Genomic DNA, 17781 nt, shown 5'->3' with positions numbered 1-17781 from the left:
GTCATTTCTTATTAAAGCACCTTCATTCCAACAGGCGAGACTTCCTCCGAGAAGGTGGATCGGGAATCAGCTTTCGAGAAGAACCCGAGAAACCTTGCGGAAGTCTCTCCAGTATTTTTAATATAGTGAGGTACATCTGGAGGGATGACAACGAGACTTCCGTCTGAAATAATGTGCTTCTCACTTCCTATTACCGCTTCAGCATTGCCGCTGATTACAAACAATATTTCCTCACTGCTTTCTGAATGCTCCCCAAGTTCTTTTCCAGGCTCGAGCTCGAAAAACACGACGCTTGAGTCGTTTGTTTTTATGCCTGACCAGAGTGGAAATTGCGGAGTGAAGGGGAGATTGGCTTTCCATTTCTTACTATCATTCTTTTCGTACCATAAATCCAATAAAGGAAGCTTGTTGATATTCACAGTTGTCATCTTTCTCCCTCCTTTAATTGATGCAGAATTGCCTGTTCTGTATGTTCAATACATTTTTCTTTTTCCATACGTCCAGTAACTCGTAATGTCCGGTAAAAAAGCGGATGAAGCAATCCTTGCACATAGCCCTGGACTTGTTTTTTTCTATCCTCAGGGATAGTTACTTCCTGCAGCATTACTTTCGCTGCGGCTTTTACAATTGCCTCATTCTGTAGTGAGGAATTTCTCATTACTTTCGATTGTTCAGCAAGGCGAAAAGAGAGCCAGACAAGTTCCATTGTGTCTTCATGAAAGGAATAAAAATCAGTTACTATTGCTGAAACTTTGTCTTCAAGACAGTCGATATGAAAATACCGGTGAATCTCCGGCAACCTGTTGTGTTTCATAAAGTGAGCGGCACAGCCTTTAAATAAATCTTCATTTGTAGGAAAGTATTTTCTGATCGTGGGGACGGATACACCAGCGTTTTCTGCGATAGTTTTAATATCAGTAATTCCATCGGAGTGCATTTGGTACGTGGATAAAATAATGTTGTTTATCGTTGACTGTTTTCGTTTCTCCCGAAGCTCAGAGTTATAAGGACGCTTATTTTCCATGACAGTTGCTCGCTTTAATTAAACTTGTCAGAGCAAGTCGCACCTCCTTTTTTCAAGCTTAAATTATATATATGCAGTTTGGATATAAAAAGACATTATTAAATATAAAAGCTTTATACCCAATTAATGATGTTAAGAAAGGCATTAAATCATACGGGAAATATAAAAAGCTGGATGTTATAATTGTCCGAGTACTTATTCCAATTATTTCAAGAGGTGATTAATAAATGACACAATCCGGGGAAGAGGTTTGGAACCGAAAAAGAAAAATAACAGTCGGTTATGAGATTGTAATGGCAATATTAGCAATTATATCTGTAGTCACAATATGGAATGAAACAAACTATACAAGATATATAGATTTTATTATCTGGCTGATCTTCGTTATCGATGTCTCCGTGCGGTTTTTCTTAAGTGACCGTAAATGGGATTATGTAAAGAAGAATCCACTGGATATTATTGCCATAATTCCCTTTGATTCTGTCTTCCGTCTCGCAAGACTTGCCAGGCTCTTCCGGGTGCTAAGGGCTATACTTATTCTGAAAAATCATTTTAAGCCGCTGCTGGAAATTCTGAGAACAAACAATCTGGATAAAGTAATCCTTGGCTTATTTGTGTTTATTTTCGTTCTTTCTATACCTGTACAGTATTTTGAGCCGGAAATTGAAACATATATGGATGCAGTATGGTGGGCGATTGTGACTTCCACAACGGTTGGTTACGGGGATCTTAGTCCCGAGACGATTATTGGCCGAATGATTGCTGTTGTTTTAATGATTTTTGGCATTGGGCTGCTGGGCCTTGTTACAAGTGCGGTTGCCACATATTTTTTACAAAAAGGCAGCGAGAGTACTAACAGCACAATTACTTATATTAAAGGTGAAGTAGACAGGTTAGAGGAACTAACAGATGAAGAGATCGACAGGTTAAAGGTTCTTCTAGACACCTACAAGAAAGAACAGAGGCAGGGTGATGGATAATTGTTGTAATATCCAATAATAAAATTCAATTATTTGAAAAGTTCCAAACGTAACTTCCTTATAAATGTTAAAATATGTATGAAGTTATGCCCAAACCGTTTTTGTAACGATATAATTAGTACATATTGGTTAATCAGTTCAGATATTTTTGGAGGGAATCATAATGTTTATAGTCAATGTCGAAGGTGCCATATTTAAAAATGGTAAATGGCTAATAATTGAACGGAGTAAAAAAGAAGAACATGCAGGTGGCTTGCTTTCAATCGCGGGCGGTAAGGTTGAAGATGAAGGGAACTCCTCTGACATATTAGAAAGAACTGTTAAGCGTGAAATAGCTGAAGAAGTTGGCGTAGAAGTAAAAGATAATATGAAGTATGTTCATAGCACATCTTTTATCACTGATAAAGGTGAAAAAGTTGTAGATATTGTTTTTCTATGTGAGTACTTATCTGGTGAACCTTTTCCTAAAAGCCCGGAGGAAGTTGAGAGAGTGCTATGGCTTTCTACCGAGGAAGTGTTAAACCACCCCCAATCACCAGATTATTTAAAAGAAAGTATTAAACGCGCTGAGACAATTATTGCTTCTGCTTGGAATAAATAACTTTAAAGCATAACTGTTCAATTAGCAGGGAGAACTAGCCTAGTAAATTCGGCTGCTCTAGTAGAACTGTCGGGGAGACTATTTCAAGTTGAACAAGTAAAGAGAGGGAAAATTATGTGGAAGCAAATATATGTTAAGACTGCCAGAGGACAATTTGAAGTATTTGTTTCTGGCAGCGGAGAACCTTTATGTGTAATTCACTTATATAGTGAGTTTAATGAACGCGGGAATTATTTTGCGAATATGTTTACAGATTCTTTTCGTGTTTACCTTATTAATTTAAAAGAGACAGGAAATTCGAATAGAGCCAAAACAAAAGAAGAGCTAAGCATGAATGAAACGGTAAAGGACCTGGAAGCAATAAGAGAGGCTTTATGCTTAAAAGAGTGGAATTATGCAGGCCATTCAACAGGCGGAATGTTAGGATTGGTTTACGGTTCTAAGCATCCAAAATCATTAAAACGACTATTAGCAGGCGGTGGCGCGGCGAGTAATGACTATATGAAACATAAAGAAAGCATTTATAGTTCTTTGAATCCAAGAAACAAAAGACTCAAAGAGCTTTTCTTTATTTTAAAATCTAAGGAATCAACAAAGGAAGAAAGAATTCAGGCAGGAAGAGAATGGACTGAAATGTCTTTATTTGACCCGGAAAGATTTGATGAATATTTTTCCAAACCAAGTAGTGGCAGAGTTGTTCAAAAACGCCTGGATTACTTTTCATATGAAGAATTACCTGAGTATGATATTAGAAAGGACATTACCAAAATAAAGACTCCCACTTTCATTTTTTGCGGTAAACATGATTCACAATGTCCACTCATATACTCGCAAGAAATCCATCAGCTTGTACCACTATCAAAACTTTATATTTTCGAGAACAGTAATCACTTTCCATTTTTAGAAGAGAAATTAGTGTTCGAGGATATGATAAATGATTATGTGAAAGTGGTTTAGTTTTACTGCCCGGCAAATGGTGAGCCTAAACCTGGAAAATGAAGAAACACTGGTCAAAAAATAACGAGGAAAACCTGAAGATATAGGTGTGATATATGAAAATAATGAAATTTGGCATTTGGACTATTGAAATTGATGTAAGGAAAACAAAAAGATTTTATGATAATTATCATTTAATTACAGAGGATTGTCAGTGTGATTATTGTGCTAATTATGTTTTAGCTTGTGATAAATTCCCACTGGAAATTAAAGAACTTTTTAATTCACTTGGTATTGATCCAAGAAAAGAAGGGGAAGTTTCTCACTACTTGGAGAATCAAGATAAAACCCATTTTTACGGTGCTTTTTATCATATCGCCGGTAAAATAATTGAAGGACCTACTACGGAAAATAGCGAACTATCATCACCAAACTTTTTCGAAAATACTAAGGTAGATATATGTTTTAGTGAGGAGTTAACGTTAGTACCTGAAGGGTTTCCAATGCCGACTATTCAATTTGAAATACATATGAATCTTCCATGGTTAGTAACCTTCCGGGGAGAGAGTTAGCAAATTATGAGTTGCAATATTGCAGCTCTTTTTTGTTCCAGTCTATTGGGATATTTAGGAAAAAATGTTAAACTTAAATGAGGTTTTAAAATATTCTGTAATATTTTCCAAATGAATTTACTACACGCTTGAGTGAAAATTATTAGGGTGAAGGAGTATTTTATGGAACTTATTTTTGGAAACCCAATACTTATTGCCATTGGAATTATGATTGTCATTATACTGTTTTTCTTTCTAAAAAAATGAAAGCTATTATTTCAATAATTGATTAATTGGAGTAACGGGAAGAAGTGCAGATAAAGATTTGAAAAATCTGCTAAGGGAGAGGTGTAATACTTGAAAAGAATTAGTTTTTTATCATTGGCAGGTGTCGTTGTTTTCCTCTTAATTATATTTATGAATGTCAATATAGAAGAGCCATTTAGTACGGGAGCTGTCCTTGATGAAGCGTGGGATAAATTTGTTTCTATGTTGGTGTTACTAACCCTGTTATATACATAAAAATTGATGAAAATACAAGTGAAACAGAACTTCGTACATATTTAGAACAAAATTTATCTCAATCATACCTGGAATATTACACTATTGATATTAGTCCTTTTAATGAACAAACGTAGAGGGATAATTGATTCCACAGTCTATGTTGAAATGCAACCGGGAGTTTAACTCATTAATTTGTTGTTATTAAATGGGGGAAGAATTATCGGAAATATGATTGCTCTTATTATTACATGTATTATTGGTTTTGCTATTGTTTATTTATTTGTACGAATCTATCTATCTCAGTCGTACACTTTTAAAGGAATAAAAAAGTACGTTTTACTATTTATTATTTGATATTTCATAAGTGGATTTTTACTCTACATATATTCCATACTCGGAGTCGAATCAGATACTTTTAAGAATATAGGAATTTTATCAGCTGTTACTTCTGTTTTATGGCTGGAATTAAAAAAAGACCCAAAGGAATTTGCAAGTCCTATGCAAGTTAAAGCTATCTTTGTTTGCAGTATAGTCTTAGCTGTACTGCCAATAGTGCTGACTGTTTACTTGTACTAGTGGAGTACGGATCTTTACTAGAATAAAACGCGTGTGGCTGAAGGGAAAATCTAATGAATCCATTATTAGTTAATATACCAACGCAATTAGAAACGGAGAGACTTATTTTACGACCCCCAAGACAATTTGGAGACGGTAGTTTTGTTAATGCAGCAATAAAAGATTCTTTAAATGAGCTGCAGGCTTGGCTGCCATTTGCACAGACAATGCCTAGTGTTGAGGAAACTGAAGCGAATTTGCGGGAAGCACATATTAACTTTTTAAAAAGAGAGAGTTTACGTTTTCTTATTTTTCATAAAGAAACCAATGAGTTTACAGGAGTAGCAAGTTTTGAAAATATAAACTGGGAGATTCCTAAATGTCAGATTGGATACTGGATTAACACGAAATTTAGCGGTAAAGGGTATATGTCAGAAACAGTAAAAACGTTAACTGAGTTTGGATTGAATGATATTAAATTTAAGAGAATTGAAATCAGATGTGAGTCTTCTAATCTAAAGAGTCGTTCTATTCCTGAAAAATTAGGGTTTGAGTTAGAAGGGATTTTAAAGAACGAGGATTTATCTGCAGATAGAAGCAGATTAACAGACACGTGTATTTATGCCCTGGTACCTGAATTTCGCTAAAAGAATAAGAGTTAAAGTAAAATTCAGTTTAGAGGAGGCTGATTAAATGAAGTTAGGTTTAAATCGTGATGAAGTTAGATTAGAAGACCATAACAAAGAATGGAAAAGTGAGTTTTTTAATGTCAAACAAGATATTTTAAATAACACCAGCCTTAAGGAAGCCCGTATAGAGCACATTGGCAGTACAGCAATTACGGACATGCCCGCAAAACCAATAATAGATATTATAGTAGGTGTGGACGAGTTAGATAAAGTAGATAAACAATTGCTGAAAGGTCTGTATCAGGCAGGTTTCTTAAGATTGAAAGTTGAAAGGCCTGGAGAAATTGTTCTGGCGAAATTTACTGATGATACATATGAGATAAAAACTCACTATATACATTTGGTTGAATATCAACAAGAACTCTGGAATAACTTAATATTCTTTAGAGACTACTTAAACTCTAACTCAGATGCTAAAGAAGAATATTTAGAGTTAAAGAAGGAATACATAAGAAAATCAACAACAGGTATAACTGAATATACAAATCATAAAGAGAAGTTCGTGAAAACTATATACGAAAAGAGAAACATTAAATAATTCTAATTACGGATAAAAACAGCATATTTCAGTTTTGCAGCTTTTTTTGCCCATAACTGCTGGAAATTTATGCTAAACTAAAATTAGGTACCGTCTAATATTAGTTAAAAAAAACTACACCCGTAGTAAATTATGGAGGTCAAATGGAACAGAAACCACAAACTATATACTCCCCGCCAAAACATATTGTTTCAGCAGCGACTATTGTAATCAATGAAAAGGGCGAAATACTACTAATCAAGGGACCGAGAAGAGGCTGGGAAATGCCTGGCGGACAAGTGGAAGAAGGAGAGTCTTTGAAAGAAGCTGCAATAAGGGAAACTAAAGAAGAAACAGGGATCGATGTGGAGGTATCGAAATTTTGTGGAGTGTTCCAGAATGTAAAGGATTCCATATGCAATACCTTGTTCCTGGCCAAGCCGATTGGGGGTACATTAACGACTTCTCCAGAGAGTTTGGAAGTAGAGTTCTTCCCTATTGAGCAAGGGTTAGAGATGGTAAATTGGAAGAATTTCAGACAACGAATTGAATACTGTCTGGATGAAGATACCCATCCTTTTTACATAGAATTTTAAAACTTATTTAAAGAAGTGCCTTTTGTTGCTGGCTAACATGGTGAAAAGGCTGTATATATGCTGCTCAATCAGAGATAGTTGCATTAACTGGAGTTAGCTAAAGAATAGTTAACCATCGTGTAAAAGAATGCTGTTTAGAGAAAACAGAATATTGTTAAAATACAGGTGAGTTTCAATAATATAAGTACTCGCTCATATGAAAATAAAGAGTAAGTGGTAACGGAAGAGGGGGGTTGCATCAAGGAATGCAGAGTCAATAAACGAAAAAAGGACTTTAATGAACGAAAACCGGAATTCAATGAACGAAATGCAGAAGCAATGAACGAAAAGCGAGGTTCAAGTTGAAGCAGCTGCATTAGTTCCTCATGGCAATACGAAATATTTTTAGGGAAGTGGATTAATTGCTTTTAAGAGATAATCATACAAACAGGTTTGATGAAGTACATAATCATGTAAAAGATAGTGCTGAAAAATTAGGTTCAAGTGGTTCAGCTTTATTTATCATCCATAACGACAAAATCGTCACAGAATCTTATTTTGGTAAACAGTCGAGTGTTGCACTTGCCAGAGACGTGAAAGCAGACACTCAATTCCATATTGCCTCTGTAAGAAAGGCTTATATTGGTTTTGCAGCTGCTTATGCTATATATAATGGTTATTTTTCTATTGATGATCCTATTCGAAGGTTTGTGAAAGATTCTAGTTTATCCGCATATGAAGGTGTGACTATTCGTCACTTACTAACCCATACACATGGATTAAGAATAGTAAATGGGGATTTAATAAGTGAATATAAACCGGGGGAATCATGGGCATACAGAGGGCCAAGCATTGAGTTGCTGGCAGCGATTATCAGAAAAACTACGGGACGTTCCGTTGCTGATATTGTAAGAGAGCAGGTTATTGAGCCATGCGGCTTCCAATCAACAGAATGGCTTAAGATGAGTCAGCCTCATGCAAAAATTGCAGAAACTATTAGGGATCCAGACAACTTATTCTGGACGGAAACCGATATAACCGATGGCTCTGGAATGAATATGTATGTGTCTGCACAAGACCTCGCATTATTTGGCTACCTTCATTTAACAGAAGGGAGATGGGGAGGAAAACAGCTTATTCCCAGAGATATTATTCAAATGGCAACTTCCATCCAGACTCCAAATCCGAAACTTCCTATGCACAAAAACGGGTTTTTATGGTTTGTAAAAGAAAAGAACTATGACTTTAGCCAAATTGGAGATACAGTGCCAAAGGGATCCTATCAATTACTCGGTTATACAAATGTTGCTCTGCTAGTCATCCCAGAGGAAAATCTGGTAGCAGTAAGAATGTTCAACCGTTATGGTTCACCTGAAGGTTACGATTATCTTAACGACATTCGCTCATTTGGAGACACTGTGTATAAATGTTCTATAAAGACAAATACAATTCAATAACGCCAGAGTTTAGTCTATGAATTATTCACTTCTGAACCGTTATATTATCGCAGAGGTAATACTTTATAAATCGTGTAACTATATGCGAAAGAGGGAGAGTCAATATGTGGATATTTTTATTACTTATTCTTATAGGCATTGGTACAGTTATTGGGTATCTTAAAGAACATTCAAAGCAAAATAAGAGAATTATTGAACTACTTGAGAAGTTAAACAAAGAAGATAAATAATATTCCAATCCAGAGAGTATTAGCAAAAGATCTGTCACTGGCATTATTGAAGGAGGAGATTAAATGAAACGAAATTATATCAGTTTTGGTATTATAATTCTGCTGATTGCTGTAACGCTTATTGCTTTTAGAGAGCTTGATGCAGAAGCTGTTGAATTGAACAACCTGGAAAATGAAAACGAAAATTTGCTCACTGAAATCTCTCATTTAGAAGAAAGTATAGAAGCATCCGATAATAAAGTTGAGGAATTAAAAAGCGAAAAGCAGCAATTAACAGAAGTATTATCCCAATTAGAGGGAGAGGTAGAAGCATTAAAAGAGAGTAAACATTATGATTTCACCACAGCGATAGAAACAGTCGAATCTTATAAACAGGCAGAAACCTTTGAAGAAGCAAGTGAGTCAATCCTTCATCCAGTACAAGTTATTCGGAAAAATGCAGAAGATTGTCCTTGTGCTTTTGTTTTTGGTCCCCAGAAATTCAATTGGATACCTGATCTTGTTCTTGACCTCAAAGAATACACCATTAAAAAAGATAATTTACAGCTTACCTACAATACATCTGAAGAAGTTAATGAAGTTTATGAATTTGTTATGGTGAAAGAGGATGAGTGGAAGATTAAAGAAATAAACTTACATTAATTTCATTCCTTAAAGCTCAGATAAATGTAATTAACGAAAATCACATAAGAATTTAATTAATTTCATAAAGTTGGCACTTAATTCTTACAGACCTATCTACTAGTTAATATCGCTAATTTGGAGTGTAACCTAATAGTCGGAGATACATATTTCCGAAAAATTATAGAGGATGATTGATTTGTTAAATTCAAAAAATATCAGATTACGAAAAATGGAAAACGAAGATATTGAAAAGTATCATCAGTGGAGAAATGATCTGGAGGTTATGGAAACTACAAGCCCAGTACTGGATGTCTATTCTCTGGATGAGACAAGGAACTTTGTTACAAACGTCATATTAAATGCGAGTTCTTCTAGAAGCTATATAATCGAATTAAAAGAGGAAAAAGTGCCAATAGGTGTCACTTCCCTCATAAATATCGATACTAAAAACAGAAATGCTGAGTGTATTATTGATATTGGCGAGAAAGAATACTGGGGAAAAGGCTATGGTACTGAAGCATTTAAGTTATTAATAGATTATGCCTTCTTAGAGTTGAATCTGCACCGTTTATCCCTCAGAGTTTTTTCGCTTAATGAGAAAGCAGTACATATATACACTAAACTTGGATTTGTTAAAGAAGGAGTAATTCGGGAGAGTTTATACAGACATGGTCAATGGCATGACATAATTAACATGGGCATTTTAAAAGAGGATTATATAAAAAGTAATAATCATTTGTGATGGTATTCTCTTAAGTTAACGTGATTTATGAGGCAAGGGAATTGTCGTATTAGCAGTTGCTGCTTGGTTGTTGAAGGATTAATAAAGGAACAATTAATTTTGGAGGTAGTCGGATGATTAAAGACTTATGGTTTACAGTGCAAAAAATTGATGCTGATACATATGCAATTAGTGAATATGGACATTGGGAAAAGGTGCATTCATTTTTATTATTGGGTAAAAACAAAGCAGTATTAATTGATACAGGACTTGGAATTGACAATATAAAAAGAATCACAGACCAATTGACTGACTTACCGATTGAAGTAATTACCACGCATGTACACACAGATCATATAGGGAGTCACGGAGAGTTTGAAAAAATATATGTTCATGAAGGGGATAAAGATTGGTTAGTTAACGGAATTAAAGGCTTATCCATTGAACAAATCAGAAAAGATATTAGCCGAGATATAACATTACCTGTTCCAAAAACATTTAATCCCGATACATATCAGCCATTTCAAGGGGAACCGACAGGTTTATTAAGTGATGGGGATAACTTTGATCTGGGGAACAGGACATTAGTAATCTATCACACCCCTGGACATTCTCCTGGACATATATCCGTTTTTGATGCAACAAACGGATACTTGTTTACAGGTGATTTACTATACGATGAAACACCTGTGTATGCATTTTACCCTTCAACAAACCCTGTGGACTTAGTAAATTCATTGGAAAAAATTTCTGATATTCCTAATGTTTCAATGGTTTATGGTTCGCATAATACTTTAGGGCTTGAACCGGGTATTTTAGAAGAAGTAAAAATTGCAGTGAAGTATTTGAGGGAACACCAGCTTACTAAGTTCGGTACAGGAATACATAAATTCAACGGTTTTAGTGTACAGTTTTAAGGCACGTACAGATTAGTTGGTAACAACAATTTACCGTACTTATTTATTGAAGCGGGGAAGCGATAGCCGAGGAAGCCGTCGCTTTTCTTGTTTCACAAAAGGGGAGGTTGGATTTTTATGGGATTCATTGAACCCAGGTCCTTTATCAAAAAAAGCGGCGATTCTTTTACTATAAGAACAGCATTACCCGAAGATGCTGAGAAGGTTTTGAGCTATAGTCGAAAAATCATTAGCGAAGCACCTTATTTACTTACAACAGAAGCTGAATTCAACATAACCTGTGAACAGGAGAAACAATTTTTAAAACAGACGTATGATGGTGAAGGGAAGCTAGCAATAATAGCAGAATATCAGAGTAATATTATTGGATTTTTAGACTTCCATAATGGCCATAAAGAGCGAATACAACATCAAGGTTCATTTGGAATGAGTGTTACAGATAAATACAGAAAACAAGGGATTGGAAAAGCAATGCTAACAGTATTGTTAGCCTGGGCAAAAGAAAACCATGTTATTGAAAAAGTATGTCTTGAAGTGTTTGCCGAAAATACAGAGGCAATCTCTTTATACAAAAAATTTGGCTTTGTTGAAGAAGGCCGGAAAGTAAAAGCAATAAAAGTTGAAGCGAATAAATATTATGATCTCATCTCAATGGCACTTTTTACGAAGTAGCAGGAAATTATATTGTGAACAGATGTACTTACTCTGATGGCAAGCGATTCTTTAATAAAGATCGTTCTTTTTTGACCTCATAAAAGGAAATAAATGTTAAAATTAAAATAGTAATGGAAGTCCTAATTTTCAATGAACGAGGAGGGTTTTTTTGGCTGACAAATCAAAAGAATTTAAATTATGGATTCCATTTGTATTGTTTTTTTCTAACCTCGTCCTCATTACTTTCTTGATTGCAGAATTAGTAGACGCCACAGAGCCAAATTACGGAATTTTAGGATTTCTAACACCTATTCTTGCTTTAATTTCATTCTTCTACATTAGAAAATTTGGCAGACAAAACCATGGTTCCTTAGTGAGATTTTTACAATGGTTAAATTGGCTTTTTATTAATTTCCCAATAATAGTTTGTGTATATATAATGTTTGCTTTTATATAAATGTCAGGGGTTTCAAATGAATGATAGGGCATGCTTTAACATGGCTATTATGGTCGGCAGCTTTTTGTATAAAAGCAGTTTTAAGGAAAATACAATTCAGGGGAGGTAAGCATGGAAAGAGGTAAACTTAAAATTTTGTATATAATGGGTGTTTTTCTATTACTGGGTTTCTTTTCTATAGGGACGTATAACATCGATGCACCTGCTTTTTTTGTGCCAGCTCTAATCGTTTCATTAGTGGTTGGAGGAATAGGGTTTTATTTGTTTGGAGAAGAAAAAAGGCTGTATAAAAATTTATACTTTTTTAGCTTTGTAGTTACAGTAAGTTTTGCTTTTGTACCACGGATAGGTGTATTCACTAAGGGAGGCAGGAATAAGGTAAGCAGGGCTGACGTATTGGTTAGATAGTTTCTGGAAATGAGGTGTGCCAGTTATGTTTTCTAATGAACAATTAAAAGAATTAATTGACGGAAAAATTGTTGGAAGCAAGTATCCTTATGATACAAAGAATGAACAAAAGATTTTGGAACATATCAAACGTTTGTTTTACAGAATAAAGCGTATTCCTGCTCTGGTATGTGAAGCGGAATGGGATCATTTTGGCAGTGGATATGCTTCTTTTGTTGAGTTTTTTTGCTATCGTAAAGAGGATGTTTCAATTGTTAAAGAAAAGTACGGGATTAAAGAGACTAAGACAAATGGAATCATTATAAATATTTGTCGTCATGCACCTGTAACAATCATGGGGGAAGACAACAGATATCAAACAATTCGTGTTGAAACGAACGAAGTAGTACGTGGGGTACATAGTTCTCTTGAATACCCTCATCAGTTGGTTTTAAGTGAACATCTTCAAGGTATTGCAGAACAACTGGAGCGATTGCTTAAAGAGTTTGGTTATGAGTTATTAGATGGGGAACAACTAAACCAGCCTTTACCATTTCAAACGAAAATACCAACACTCTATCGTAAACCTGAACATTATTTAATAATGGACGCAATTTTTTACTGGGAGGATTAAGCTTTTGTTGGCTGCAGGGTTACATTACAAATTGTAAATCTTCTTTATCCTGCAGGCTGGCGTGCTATATAGTCCAGTAACTGACAAGTATCATGGAAGCAAATCAATTTTTAATAAAACTAGTGTTAATATCCAGATTCTGATGGAGGAATTAAATGAGTAGAAATACGAGAGACATCTATAATAAGTTAGCCTCTACATATAAGAACAATGTTGATGAAGCAAACCCATATAACGCTTTTTATGAGCGCCCGGCCATGATGGCGGCTTTGCCCTCTCAATTAAATGGGAAAAAGGTGCTTGACGCTGGTTGTTCAGCCGGATGGTATTCTTCCCAATTATCGGATCGAGGAGCGACAGTTACTGGTATAGATCTAAGCCCTGAAATGGTAGAAGCAGCGCAGCAACATTACGGGGCGGAAGTAACATTTCTTTGTCACGACCTTCAGGAACCACTTCCGTTTGAAGACGATTCCTTTGATATCATTGTAAGTTCCCTTACGCTTCATTATATAAAGGATTGGACTTCCACATTTCAGGAATTCAGCCGCATTTTAAAAGCAGGCGGTATGTTGTTATTCTCGGTTCATCACCCATTTATGGATTTCACAAGATTTGATTGCAAAGATTATTTTAAGACTCAATTATTAACAGAAACCTGGAAAAAACCTGATATCACTATAGATGTCAGCTTTTACAGAAGGCCAATGCACTGCATCATAAATGAAACCACCCAATTTTTCCATCTTGATAAACTGATTGAACCCAAACCTCAGGAAAAGATGAAAGTTATTAAAGAAGAGGCTTATTTCTACCTCATGACAAGACCTCATTTCCTTATAGTAAAGGCTATGGCAAAAAAGTTGTAAATGAAACAGGAGAGGCAGGGAGGGTAGTGTATATGAGTAAAGATATAACATTTAAGATTTGGACTGTATGCATGGTTCAACATAAAGATAAAATATTATTGCTGGATAGACAGCATGATAATTTCAAGGGATACATTCCACCTGGCGGGAAAGTGAATTTTCCAGAAAGTATTACAGAATGTGCAATCAGAGAAGTTAAAGAAGAAACAGGATTAGAAGTAAGCAACCTTAAATATAAAGCTCTTTATGAATATGTAAATCCAGTTGCTAAGGATAGATATATGATTTTTAATTACATTACAAAAGATTTCTCAGGAGAACTACTTGAAAATCCTCCGGAAGGAAAAGCAGTATGGGTAAATATTAACGAAGCATATAACCTGCCAATGCAGGAATCTATCAGAAGAAGATTGCCACTATTCTTTGAAGACGGCACATTTGAAATACAGGTTGAATGGAATCATGAAGAAAATAAAGAAGGCAAAATTACTATCAGGAGTACATAAACAAATGTGTTATAACTATCATGGATGTTGTCTCAATTAGGATATACCACCATTTTTATGTAAACATACAGACTGAATAATTTAAAATGCAGGGAGAGAGCCCAATGGATTTAGATGATCCAATCGCAAAAGGTAATACTGCAAAAATTTACCTTTCCGACAACAAAATAGTGAAAGTTTTTAACGACTTTTTGCCTCCTGGGGAAGCCATAAATGAAGCAAACAAGCAAAAATATGCATATTCGTGTGGACTTCCTGTACCTGGAATTTTAGATGTTACTAAGATAAATGGAAAACAAGCGATAGTAATGGAGTACGTTAAGGGAGAAACACTAGGTGATTTATTTTTAAAAGATAAGGAACAAGCGGAATATTACTTAAATATTTCGGTCGATATGCAACTGAAAATTCATAGCATTCGTCCAGATCGAGAAGCAATCGAACCAATGTTTAATAAATTATCCCGTCAGATTGAGAATGCCGGAAAATTAACTGGAAAGCAAAAGTCTGTTTTGTTAAAAAAACTGGAATCATTTACTTACGGAAACAGGCTTTGTCATGGAGATTTTCATTTATTTAATCTGATTAAGACAGATAACCAGGTGGTAGTGATAGATTGGGTAGATTCTAGTGCAGGAGACCATCATGCTGATGTATATCGGACCTATCTGTTATATTCCCAGGTTTCCATTGAGTTAGCTGATATGTACCTGCAACTTTATTGTGACAAGAGCGGTATATTAAGGACCAACATTTTGCATTGGGCTCCAGTCATTGCTGGTGCCAGATTAGCCGAAAATGTTTCAACGGAGAATTCTGAACGGCTTTTAAGGATAGTAAATCAATACGGCTGATTTTAATATCTCAATTCTGTGTGAAATTTCACTTAAACAAACAAGCTAAGTAGTGAAATAACTTTATATTTTCAGAGAAGCCCAGATATGCCTTATTCTATGCATGTTTGAGCTTCTTTCTTATTCAATCAAATACTATGCTATATCATTATTTTCCTTTCAATATTAACCCTAAATAGCGTTCAAAGTCGGCAGCATTATTTTCACATTGAAGCTCTCTTAATATAGATATCATGTGGTTAACGAGTTCTGTACCTTCTTCAACTTGTCCCTTTTTTATCATGTAAATCCCCTTGATATATCTTACATGTATCCTTAGGTGAGTTTCATGTTCTTCCAGCTTAAGATCCTCGATATATGAAAATAACTTTAGGATATCTGCTTCATATTTTGTGACCATTTCATCGCCTTTATTTACAGGGCCTATTAAATAAATGATCGTACTCAGAAAAATACTTGCCATCACGTTTTTATAATCTCTGAATGAATGGTATCGCTTACCTTTTTTAAAAGCGGTGTGGGATAAATTCAATACCATTTCAGGATTCATTAATAACATCGTAGAGTTATACAGCTTCAATTCGTAATACCCCCACACTTCGACGGAGAAGAGGTAATCATATAATGGTTCTAAATTAAGCTGCAGATCATTACTGTCTTCGTTTTTTAATATATTCACATAAAGTTCAAGTAAAATCAGGTGATTTTGGTCTTTTTCATTCGCTCCTAATTGTTCCAGCTTTACTGTGTCCTGTTCCAGGTAGGCATGATGGACACGCGTGAAAAATAAATCGATTGCCTGATTCGAATAATCATTATGGATGAATAAAAACTCATCAAAAGATACGTTCAATCGTGTAAGTAACTGATTCATTGAAGTGAGGGAGATATCCGACTCTCCTCTTTCAAATTTTGACAGGAAAGAAACAGAGAGAGAGTCTTTGGCTAATTCTTTCATCGATAATCCTTTTTGTTTTCTAATTTTTCTCAAAGTCGGCCCATACTGTTCCATACGTTCTCCTTTTTAAAAATTCCACTATATGAGATTTTTATTTAATTAAAATCATTGTACCTTATGATGGAATTAACACAAGGCTAAGGAGGAAGTATCATGAGTTATCTACTAAAAAACTTATCGATTATCGATGTGGAATCAGAGAAAGTATTCGATGGGTCCATTGAAATTCAAGGAGAGCGAATAACACAAATATTCCATGGTGAAGTGAGTAAGAAATACGATGAAGTTTATGATATGAAAGGCAGGTTTGCTATTCCCGGTTTAATTGATATGCACTGCCATATCAAAGAAGGATTCGCCCCGCACTTTACAGCTTCAGGTGTAACTACAGTCAGAAATACAGCTGGGAATGTTATTGAACTTGAGAACTTAATCCATGCTGACAACGATGCACCAACTCCTCGTGTGTACTCTGCTGACCGCATGATTGACGGGCCTCCTGGACTTTGGGGACCAACAAGTATTGCTAATTTCGTAACTGAAGATCCTGAAGAAGCTAAAGAAGAAGTGAGAAGGCAAGTTAGCGAAGGCGCACAATTTATAAAGGTGTATGGATTGTTATCAAAAACAGTCATGAAGTCAGTTGCAGAGGAGGCAAAAAAGTATAACCTGGAAGTAAGTTGTGATCTGATTCATTCAACAGTTGACGCATTAGAAGCGGCTGAACTAGGCGTCACTTGGTTTGAACACGCTTCCGGAATTGTACAGGCAATGTATCAAGGCTGGCACATGCAGGCAGATGGATTTGATATTGACTGGGAGAACGTAAGCCAGGATAAGATTGATGAAGTTTGCAAAGAGCTGAAAGCCTGTAATGTGAAGCTTTGTCCTACATTAATAGTGTTTGATCAAATTCAGCTTTTACCAAATTCCTGGGATCCTGAAAATGTGGTAACACAATCGTGTGGATTATTAAATCAGTCGGGGGCCTTAAATGAGCATTGGAAAAACTTAGCTGAGAATGAAGAAATGTTTAAAAAACATTTAGGATTTTTAAATAATGTTACGAAACGAATCGCAAAAACTTACCATGATTTAGGGGGAACTGTCGTAACAGGCACAGACTGCCCCGCAGGTGTATGGACATACCCAGGGATGGGTCTGCATCGGGAACTGGAATTATTTGTGGAAATAGGATTAACCGAGATGGAAGCACTTCAGGCTGCAACGAATAAAGCAGCTGAGTCAATTGCTTTAAAACAAGTCGGGTTAATTAAGACAGATTACAAAGCGGACATCGTTATCTTAGAGAAAAACCCGCTGGACAATATTGAAAATACAAAAGAGATTTTCAAAGTAATAAAGGGCGGAAAAATATACGACCAGCAAGCCATTTTAAGAACAATCCCAAGTAAAGAGTACTTGGAGAAGGAATATATGAAGTTTGAAGAGAAATTTAGTATAGAATCTTAACTTATGGCTTTAGAAGGGGGAACCAATAATAAATAAAAAAAACCTGTTTATATTTCTATCATGTCTTACTCTTTTAGGGGTAATTGTATGTTTTCACCCTCCTGCAAC

General features: G+C 35.4%; 23 protein-coding genes. 20 read left to right on the top strand and 3 right to left on the bottom strand.

Annotated elements, in window-relative coordinates; translation table 11 throughout:
- Positions 1 to 11: 11 nt before the first annotated feature.
- Both BK582_RS16560 and BK582_RS16555 read right to left on the bottom strand, forming a co-directional pair.
- Positions 12 to 428: a cupin domain-containing protein gene (locus BK582_RS16560; protein ID WP_078596103.1), complete on the bottom strand. Its 417-nt coding sequence runs from the start codon at positions 426 to 428 to the stop codon at positions 12 to 14.
- Positions 425 to 1024: a TetR/AcrR family transcriptional regulator gene (locus BK582_RS16555; protein WP_078596102.1), complete on the bottom strand. Its 600-nt coding sequence runs from the start codon at positions 1022 to 1024 to the stop codon at positions 425 to 427. Before BK582_RS16555 ends, BK582_RS16560 begins: the two co-directional genes overlap by 4 nt.
- A 227-nt stretch (positions 1025 to 1251) precedes the next feature.
- Between BK582_RS16555 and BK582_RS16550 the strand changes: the two genes are divergently transcribed.
- From BK582_RS16550 to BK582_RS16465, 19 genes are all read left to right on the top strand, one after another.
- Complete coding sequence (locus BK582_RS16550; RefSeq protein WP_078596101.1) at positions 1252 to 2004, top strand: potassium channel family protein; 753 nt, start codon at positions 1252 to 1254, stop codon at positions 2002 to 2004.
- A 163-nt stretch (positions 2005 to 2167) separates the two neighbouring features.
- A complete protein-coding gene (locus BK582_RS16545; protein WP_078596100.1) occupies positions 2168 to 2605 on the top strand; it encodes an NUDIX domain-containing protein in 438 nt (145 codons plus the stop codon).
- Positions 2606 to 2719: 114 nt separating this feature from the next.
- Positions 2720 to 3562: an alpha/beta fold hydrolase gene (locus BK582_RS16540; RefSeq protein WP_078596099.1), complete on the top strand. Its 843-nt coding sequence runs from the start codon at positions 2720 to 2722 to the stop codon at positions 3560 to 3562.
- Positions 3563 to 3657: 95 nt separating this feature from the next.
- Positions 3658 to 4113, top strand: coding sequence for a hypothetical protein (locus BK582_RS16535; protein WP_078596098.1), 456 nt, complete (start codon positions 3658 to 3660; stop codon positions 4111 to 4113).
- Between the two features lie 458 nt (positions 4114 to 4571).
- Positions 4572 to 4730 (top strand): YolC/YozM family protein, encoded by a 159-nt coding sequence (locus BK582_RS28395; protein WP_476729633.1) that lies wholly within the window; start codon positions 4572 to 4574, stop codon positions 4728 to 4730.
- A 495-nt stretch (positions 4731 to 5225) separates the two neighbouring features.
- On the top strand, positions 5226 to 5798 hold the full coding sequence (locus BK582_RS16530; protein WP_078596097.1) for a GNAT family N-acetyltransferase: 573 nt from the start codon (positions 5226 to 5228) through the stop codon (positions 5796 to 5798).
- Positions 5799 to 5844: 46 nt separating this feature from the next.
- Complete coding sequence (locus BK582_RS16525; protein WP_078596096.1) at positions 5845 to 6378, top strand: GrpB family protein; 534 nt, start codon at positions 5845 to 5847, stop codon at positions 6376 to 6378.
- A gap of 143 nt (positions 6379 to 6521) precedes the next feature.
- A complete protein-coding gene (locus BK582_RS16520) occupies positions 6522 to 6953 on the top strand; it encodes an NUDIX hydrolase (RefSeq protein ID WP_078596095.1) in 432 nt (143 codons plus the stop codon).
- A gap of 401 nt (positions 6954 to 7354) precedes the next feature.
- Complete coding sequence (locus tag BK582_RS16515) at positions 7355 to 8389, top strand: serine hydrolase domain-containing protein (protein WP_078596094.1); 1035 nt, start codon at positions 7355 to 7357, stop codon at positions 8387 to 8389.
- Between the two features lie 293 nt (positions 8390 to 8682).
- Complete coding sequence (locus BK582_RS16510; protein ID WP_078596093.1) at positions 8683 to 9261, top strand: hypothetical protein; 579 nt, start codon at positions 8683 to 8685, stop codon at positions 9259 to 9261.
- Between the two features lie 169 nt (positions 9262 to 9430).
- Entirely contained in the window at positions 9431 to 9985 is a 555-nt protein-coding gene (locus BK582_RS16505) for a GNAT family N-acetyltransferase (RefSeq protein ID WP_078596092.1), read from the top strand.
- A gap of 113 nt (positions 9986 to 10098) precedes the next feature.
- Positions 10099 to 10881, top strand: coding sequence for an MBL fold metallo-hydrolase (locus BK582_RS16500; protein WP_078596091.1), 783 nt, complete (start codon positions 10099 to 10101; stop codon positions 10879 to 10881).
- Between the two features lie 117 nt (positions 10882 to 10998).
- The gene (locus BK582_RS16495; RefSeq protein ID WP_078596090.1) at positions 10999 to 11553 is read left to right on the top strand and encodes a GNAT family N-acetyltransferase; all 555 of its coding nucleotides are present in this window, start codon (positions 10999 to 11001) and stop codon (positions 11551 to 11553) included.
- Between the two features lie 151 nt (positions 11554 to 11704).
- The gene (locus BK582_RS16490; protein WP_078596089.1) at positions 11705 to 11992 is read left to right on the top strand and encodes a hypothetical protein; all 288 of its coding nucleotides are present in this window, start codon (positions 11705 to 11707) and stop codon (positions 11990 to 11992) included.
- A gap of 111 nt (positions 11993 to 12103) precedes the next feature.
- A complete protein-coding gene (locus BK582_RS16485) occupies positions 12104 to 12400 on the top strand; it encodes a hypothetical protein (RefSeq protein WP_078596088.1) in 297 nt (98 codons plus the stop codon).
- A gap of 25 nt (positions 12401 to 12425) precedes the next feature.
- A complete protein-coding gene (locus tag BK582_RS16480) occupies positions 12426 to 13013 on the top strand; it encodes a hypothetical protein (RefSeq protein WP_078596087.1) in 588 nt (195 codons plus the stop codon).
- Between the two features lie 155 nt (positions 13014 to 13168).
- Positions 13169 to 13882 (top strand): class I SAM-dependent methyltransferase, encoded by a 714-nt coding sequence (locus BK582_RS16475; protein WP_078596086.1) that lies wholly within the window; start codon positions 13169 to 13171, stop codon positions 13880 to 13882.
- Between the two features lie 32 nt (positions 13883 to 13914).
- The gene (locus BK582_RS16470; protein ID WP_078596085.1) at positions 13915 to 14388 is read left to right on the top strand and encodes an 8-oxo-dGTP diphosphatase; all 474 of its coding nucleotides are present in this window, start codon (positions 13915 to 13917) and stop codon (positions 14386 to 14388) included.
- A gap of 104 nt (positions 14389 to 14492) precedes the next feature.
- Positions 14493 to 15242 (top strand): phosphotransferase family protein, encoded by a 750-nt coding sequence (locus BK582_RS16465; RefSeq protein WP_078596084.1) that lies wholly within the window; start codon positions 14493 to 14495, stop codon positions 15240 to 15242.
- Positions 15243 to 15390: 148 nt separating this feature from the next.
- On the opposite strand, the gene BK582_RS16460 is transcribed toward BK582_RS16465, so the two are convergent.
- Positions 15391 to 16254, bottom strand: coding sequence for a helix-turn-helix domain-containing protein (locus BK582_RS16460; protein ID WP_078596083.1), 864 nt, complete (start codon positions 16252 to 16254; stop codon positions 15391 to 15393).
- Positions 16255 to 16353: 99 nt separating this feature from the next.
- On the opposite strand from BK582_RS16460, the gene BK582_RS16455 reads away from it, so the two are divergent.
- Positions 16354 to 17673: an amidohydrolase family protein gene (locus tag BK582_RS16455; protein WP_078596082.1), complete on the top strand. Its 1320-nt coding sequence runs from the start codon at positions 16354 to 16356 to the stop codon at positions 17671 to 17673.
- The last annotated feature ends 108 nt before the right edge of the window (positions 17674 to 17781 follow it).

Source organism: Evansella clarkii, from assembly GCF_002019695.1.
GTDB lineage: Bacteria > Bacillota > Bacilli > Bacillales > Salisediminibacteriaceae > Evansella > Evansella clarkii.
Note: the sequence above shows the minus strand (reverse complement) of the source record. Positions and strands in the feature narration are given on the sequence as shown.

Excerpts from the sequence above, each read along its gene's own strand:
- BK582_RS16560 (WP_078596103.1), bottom strand. The coding sequence starts at position 428 with ATGACAACTGTGAATATCAACAAGCTTCCTTTATTGGATTTATGGTAC.
- BK582_RS16555 (WP_078596102.1), bottom strand. The coding sequence starts at position 1,024 with ATGGAAAATAAGCGTCCTTATAACTCTGAGCTTCGGGAGAAACGAAAA.
- BK582_RS16550 (WP_078596101.1), top strand. The coding sequence starts at position 1,252 with ATGACACAATCCGGGGAAGAGGTTTGGAACCGAAAAAGAAAAATAACA.
- BK582_RS16545 (WP_078596100.1), top strand. The coding sequence starts at position 2,168 with ATGTTTATAGTCAATGTCGAAGGTGCCATATTTAAAAATGGTAAATGG.
- BK582_RS16540 (WP_078596099.1), top strand. The coding sequence starts at position 2,720 with ATGTGGAAGCAAATATATGTTAAGACTGCCAGAGGACAATTTGAAGTA.
- BK582_RS16535 (WP_078596098.1), top strand. The coding sequence starts at position 3,658 with ATGAAAATAATGAAATTTGGCATTTGGACTATTGAAATTGATGTAAGG.
- BK582_RS16530 (WP_078596097.1), top strand. The coding sequence starts at position 5,226 with ATGAATCCATTATTAGTTAATATACCAACGCAATTAGAAACGGAGAGA.
- BK582_RS16525 (WP_078596096.1), top strand. The coding sequence starts at position 5,845 with ATGAAGTTAGGTTTAAATCGTGATGAAGTTAGATTAGAAGACCATAAC.
- BK582_RS16520 (WP_078596095.1), top strand. The coding sequence starts at position 6,522 with ATGGAACAGAAACCACAAACTATATACTCCCCGCCAAAACATATTGTT.
- BK582_RS16510 (WP_078596093.1), top strand. The coding sequence starts at position 8,683 with ATGAAACGAAATTATATCAGTTTTGGTATTATAATTCTGCTGATTGCT.
- BK582_RS16505 (WP_078596092.1), top strand. The coding sequence starts at position 9,431 with ATGATTGATTTGTTAAATTCAAAAAATATCAGATTACGAAAAATGGAA.
- BK582_RS16500 (WP_078596091.1), top strand. The coding sequence starts at position 10,099 with ATGATTAAAGACTTATGGTTTACAGTGCAAAAAATTGATGCTGATACA.
- BK582_RS16495 (WP_078596090.1), top strand. The coding sequence starts at position 10,999 with ATGGGATTCATTGAACCCAGGTCCTTTATCAAAAAAAGCGGCGATTCT.
- BK582_RS16485 (WP_078596088.1), top strand. The coding sequence starts at position 12,104 with ATGGAAAGAGGTAAACTTAAAATTTTGTATATAATGGGTGTTTTTCTA.
- BK582_RS16480 (WP_078596087.1), top strand. The coding sequence starts at position 12,426 with ATGTTTTCTAATGAACAATTAAAAGAATTAATTGACGGAAAAATTGTT.
- BK582_RS16475 (WP_078596086.1), top strand. The coding sequence starts at position 13,169 with ATGAGTAGAAATACGAGAGACATCTATAATAAGTTAGCCTCTACATAT.
- BK582_RS16470 (WP_078596085.1), top strand. The coding sequence starts at position 13,915 with ATGAGTAAAGATATAACATTTAAGATTTGGACTGTATGCATGGTTCAA.
- BK582_RS16465 (WP_078596084.1), top strand. The coding sequence starts at position 14,493 with ATGGATTTAGATGATCCAATCGCAAAAGGTAATACTGCAAAAATTTAC.
- BK582_RS16460 (WP_078596083.1), bottom strand. The coding sequence starts at position 16,254 with ATGGAACAGTATGGGCCGACTTTGAGAAAAATTAGAAAACAAAAAGGA.
- BK582_RS16455 (WP_078596082.1), top strand. The coding sequence starts at position 16,354 with ATGAGTTATCTACTAAAAAACTTATCGATTATCGATGTGGAATCAGAG.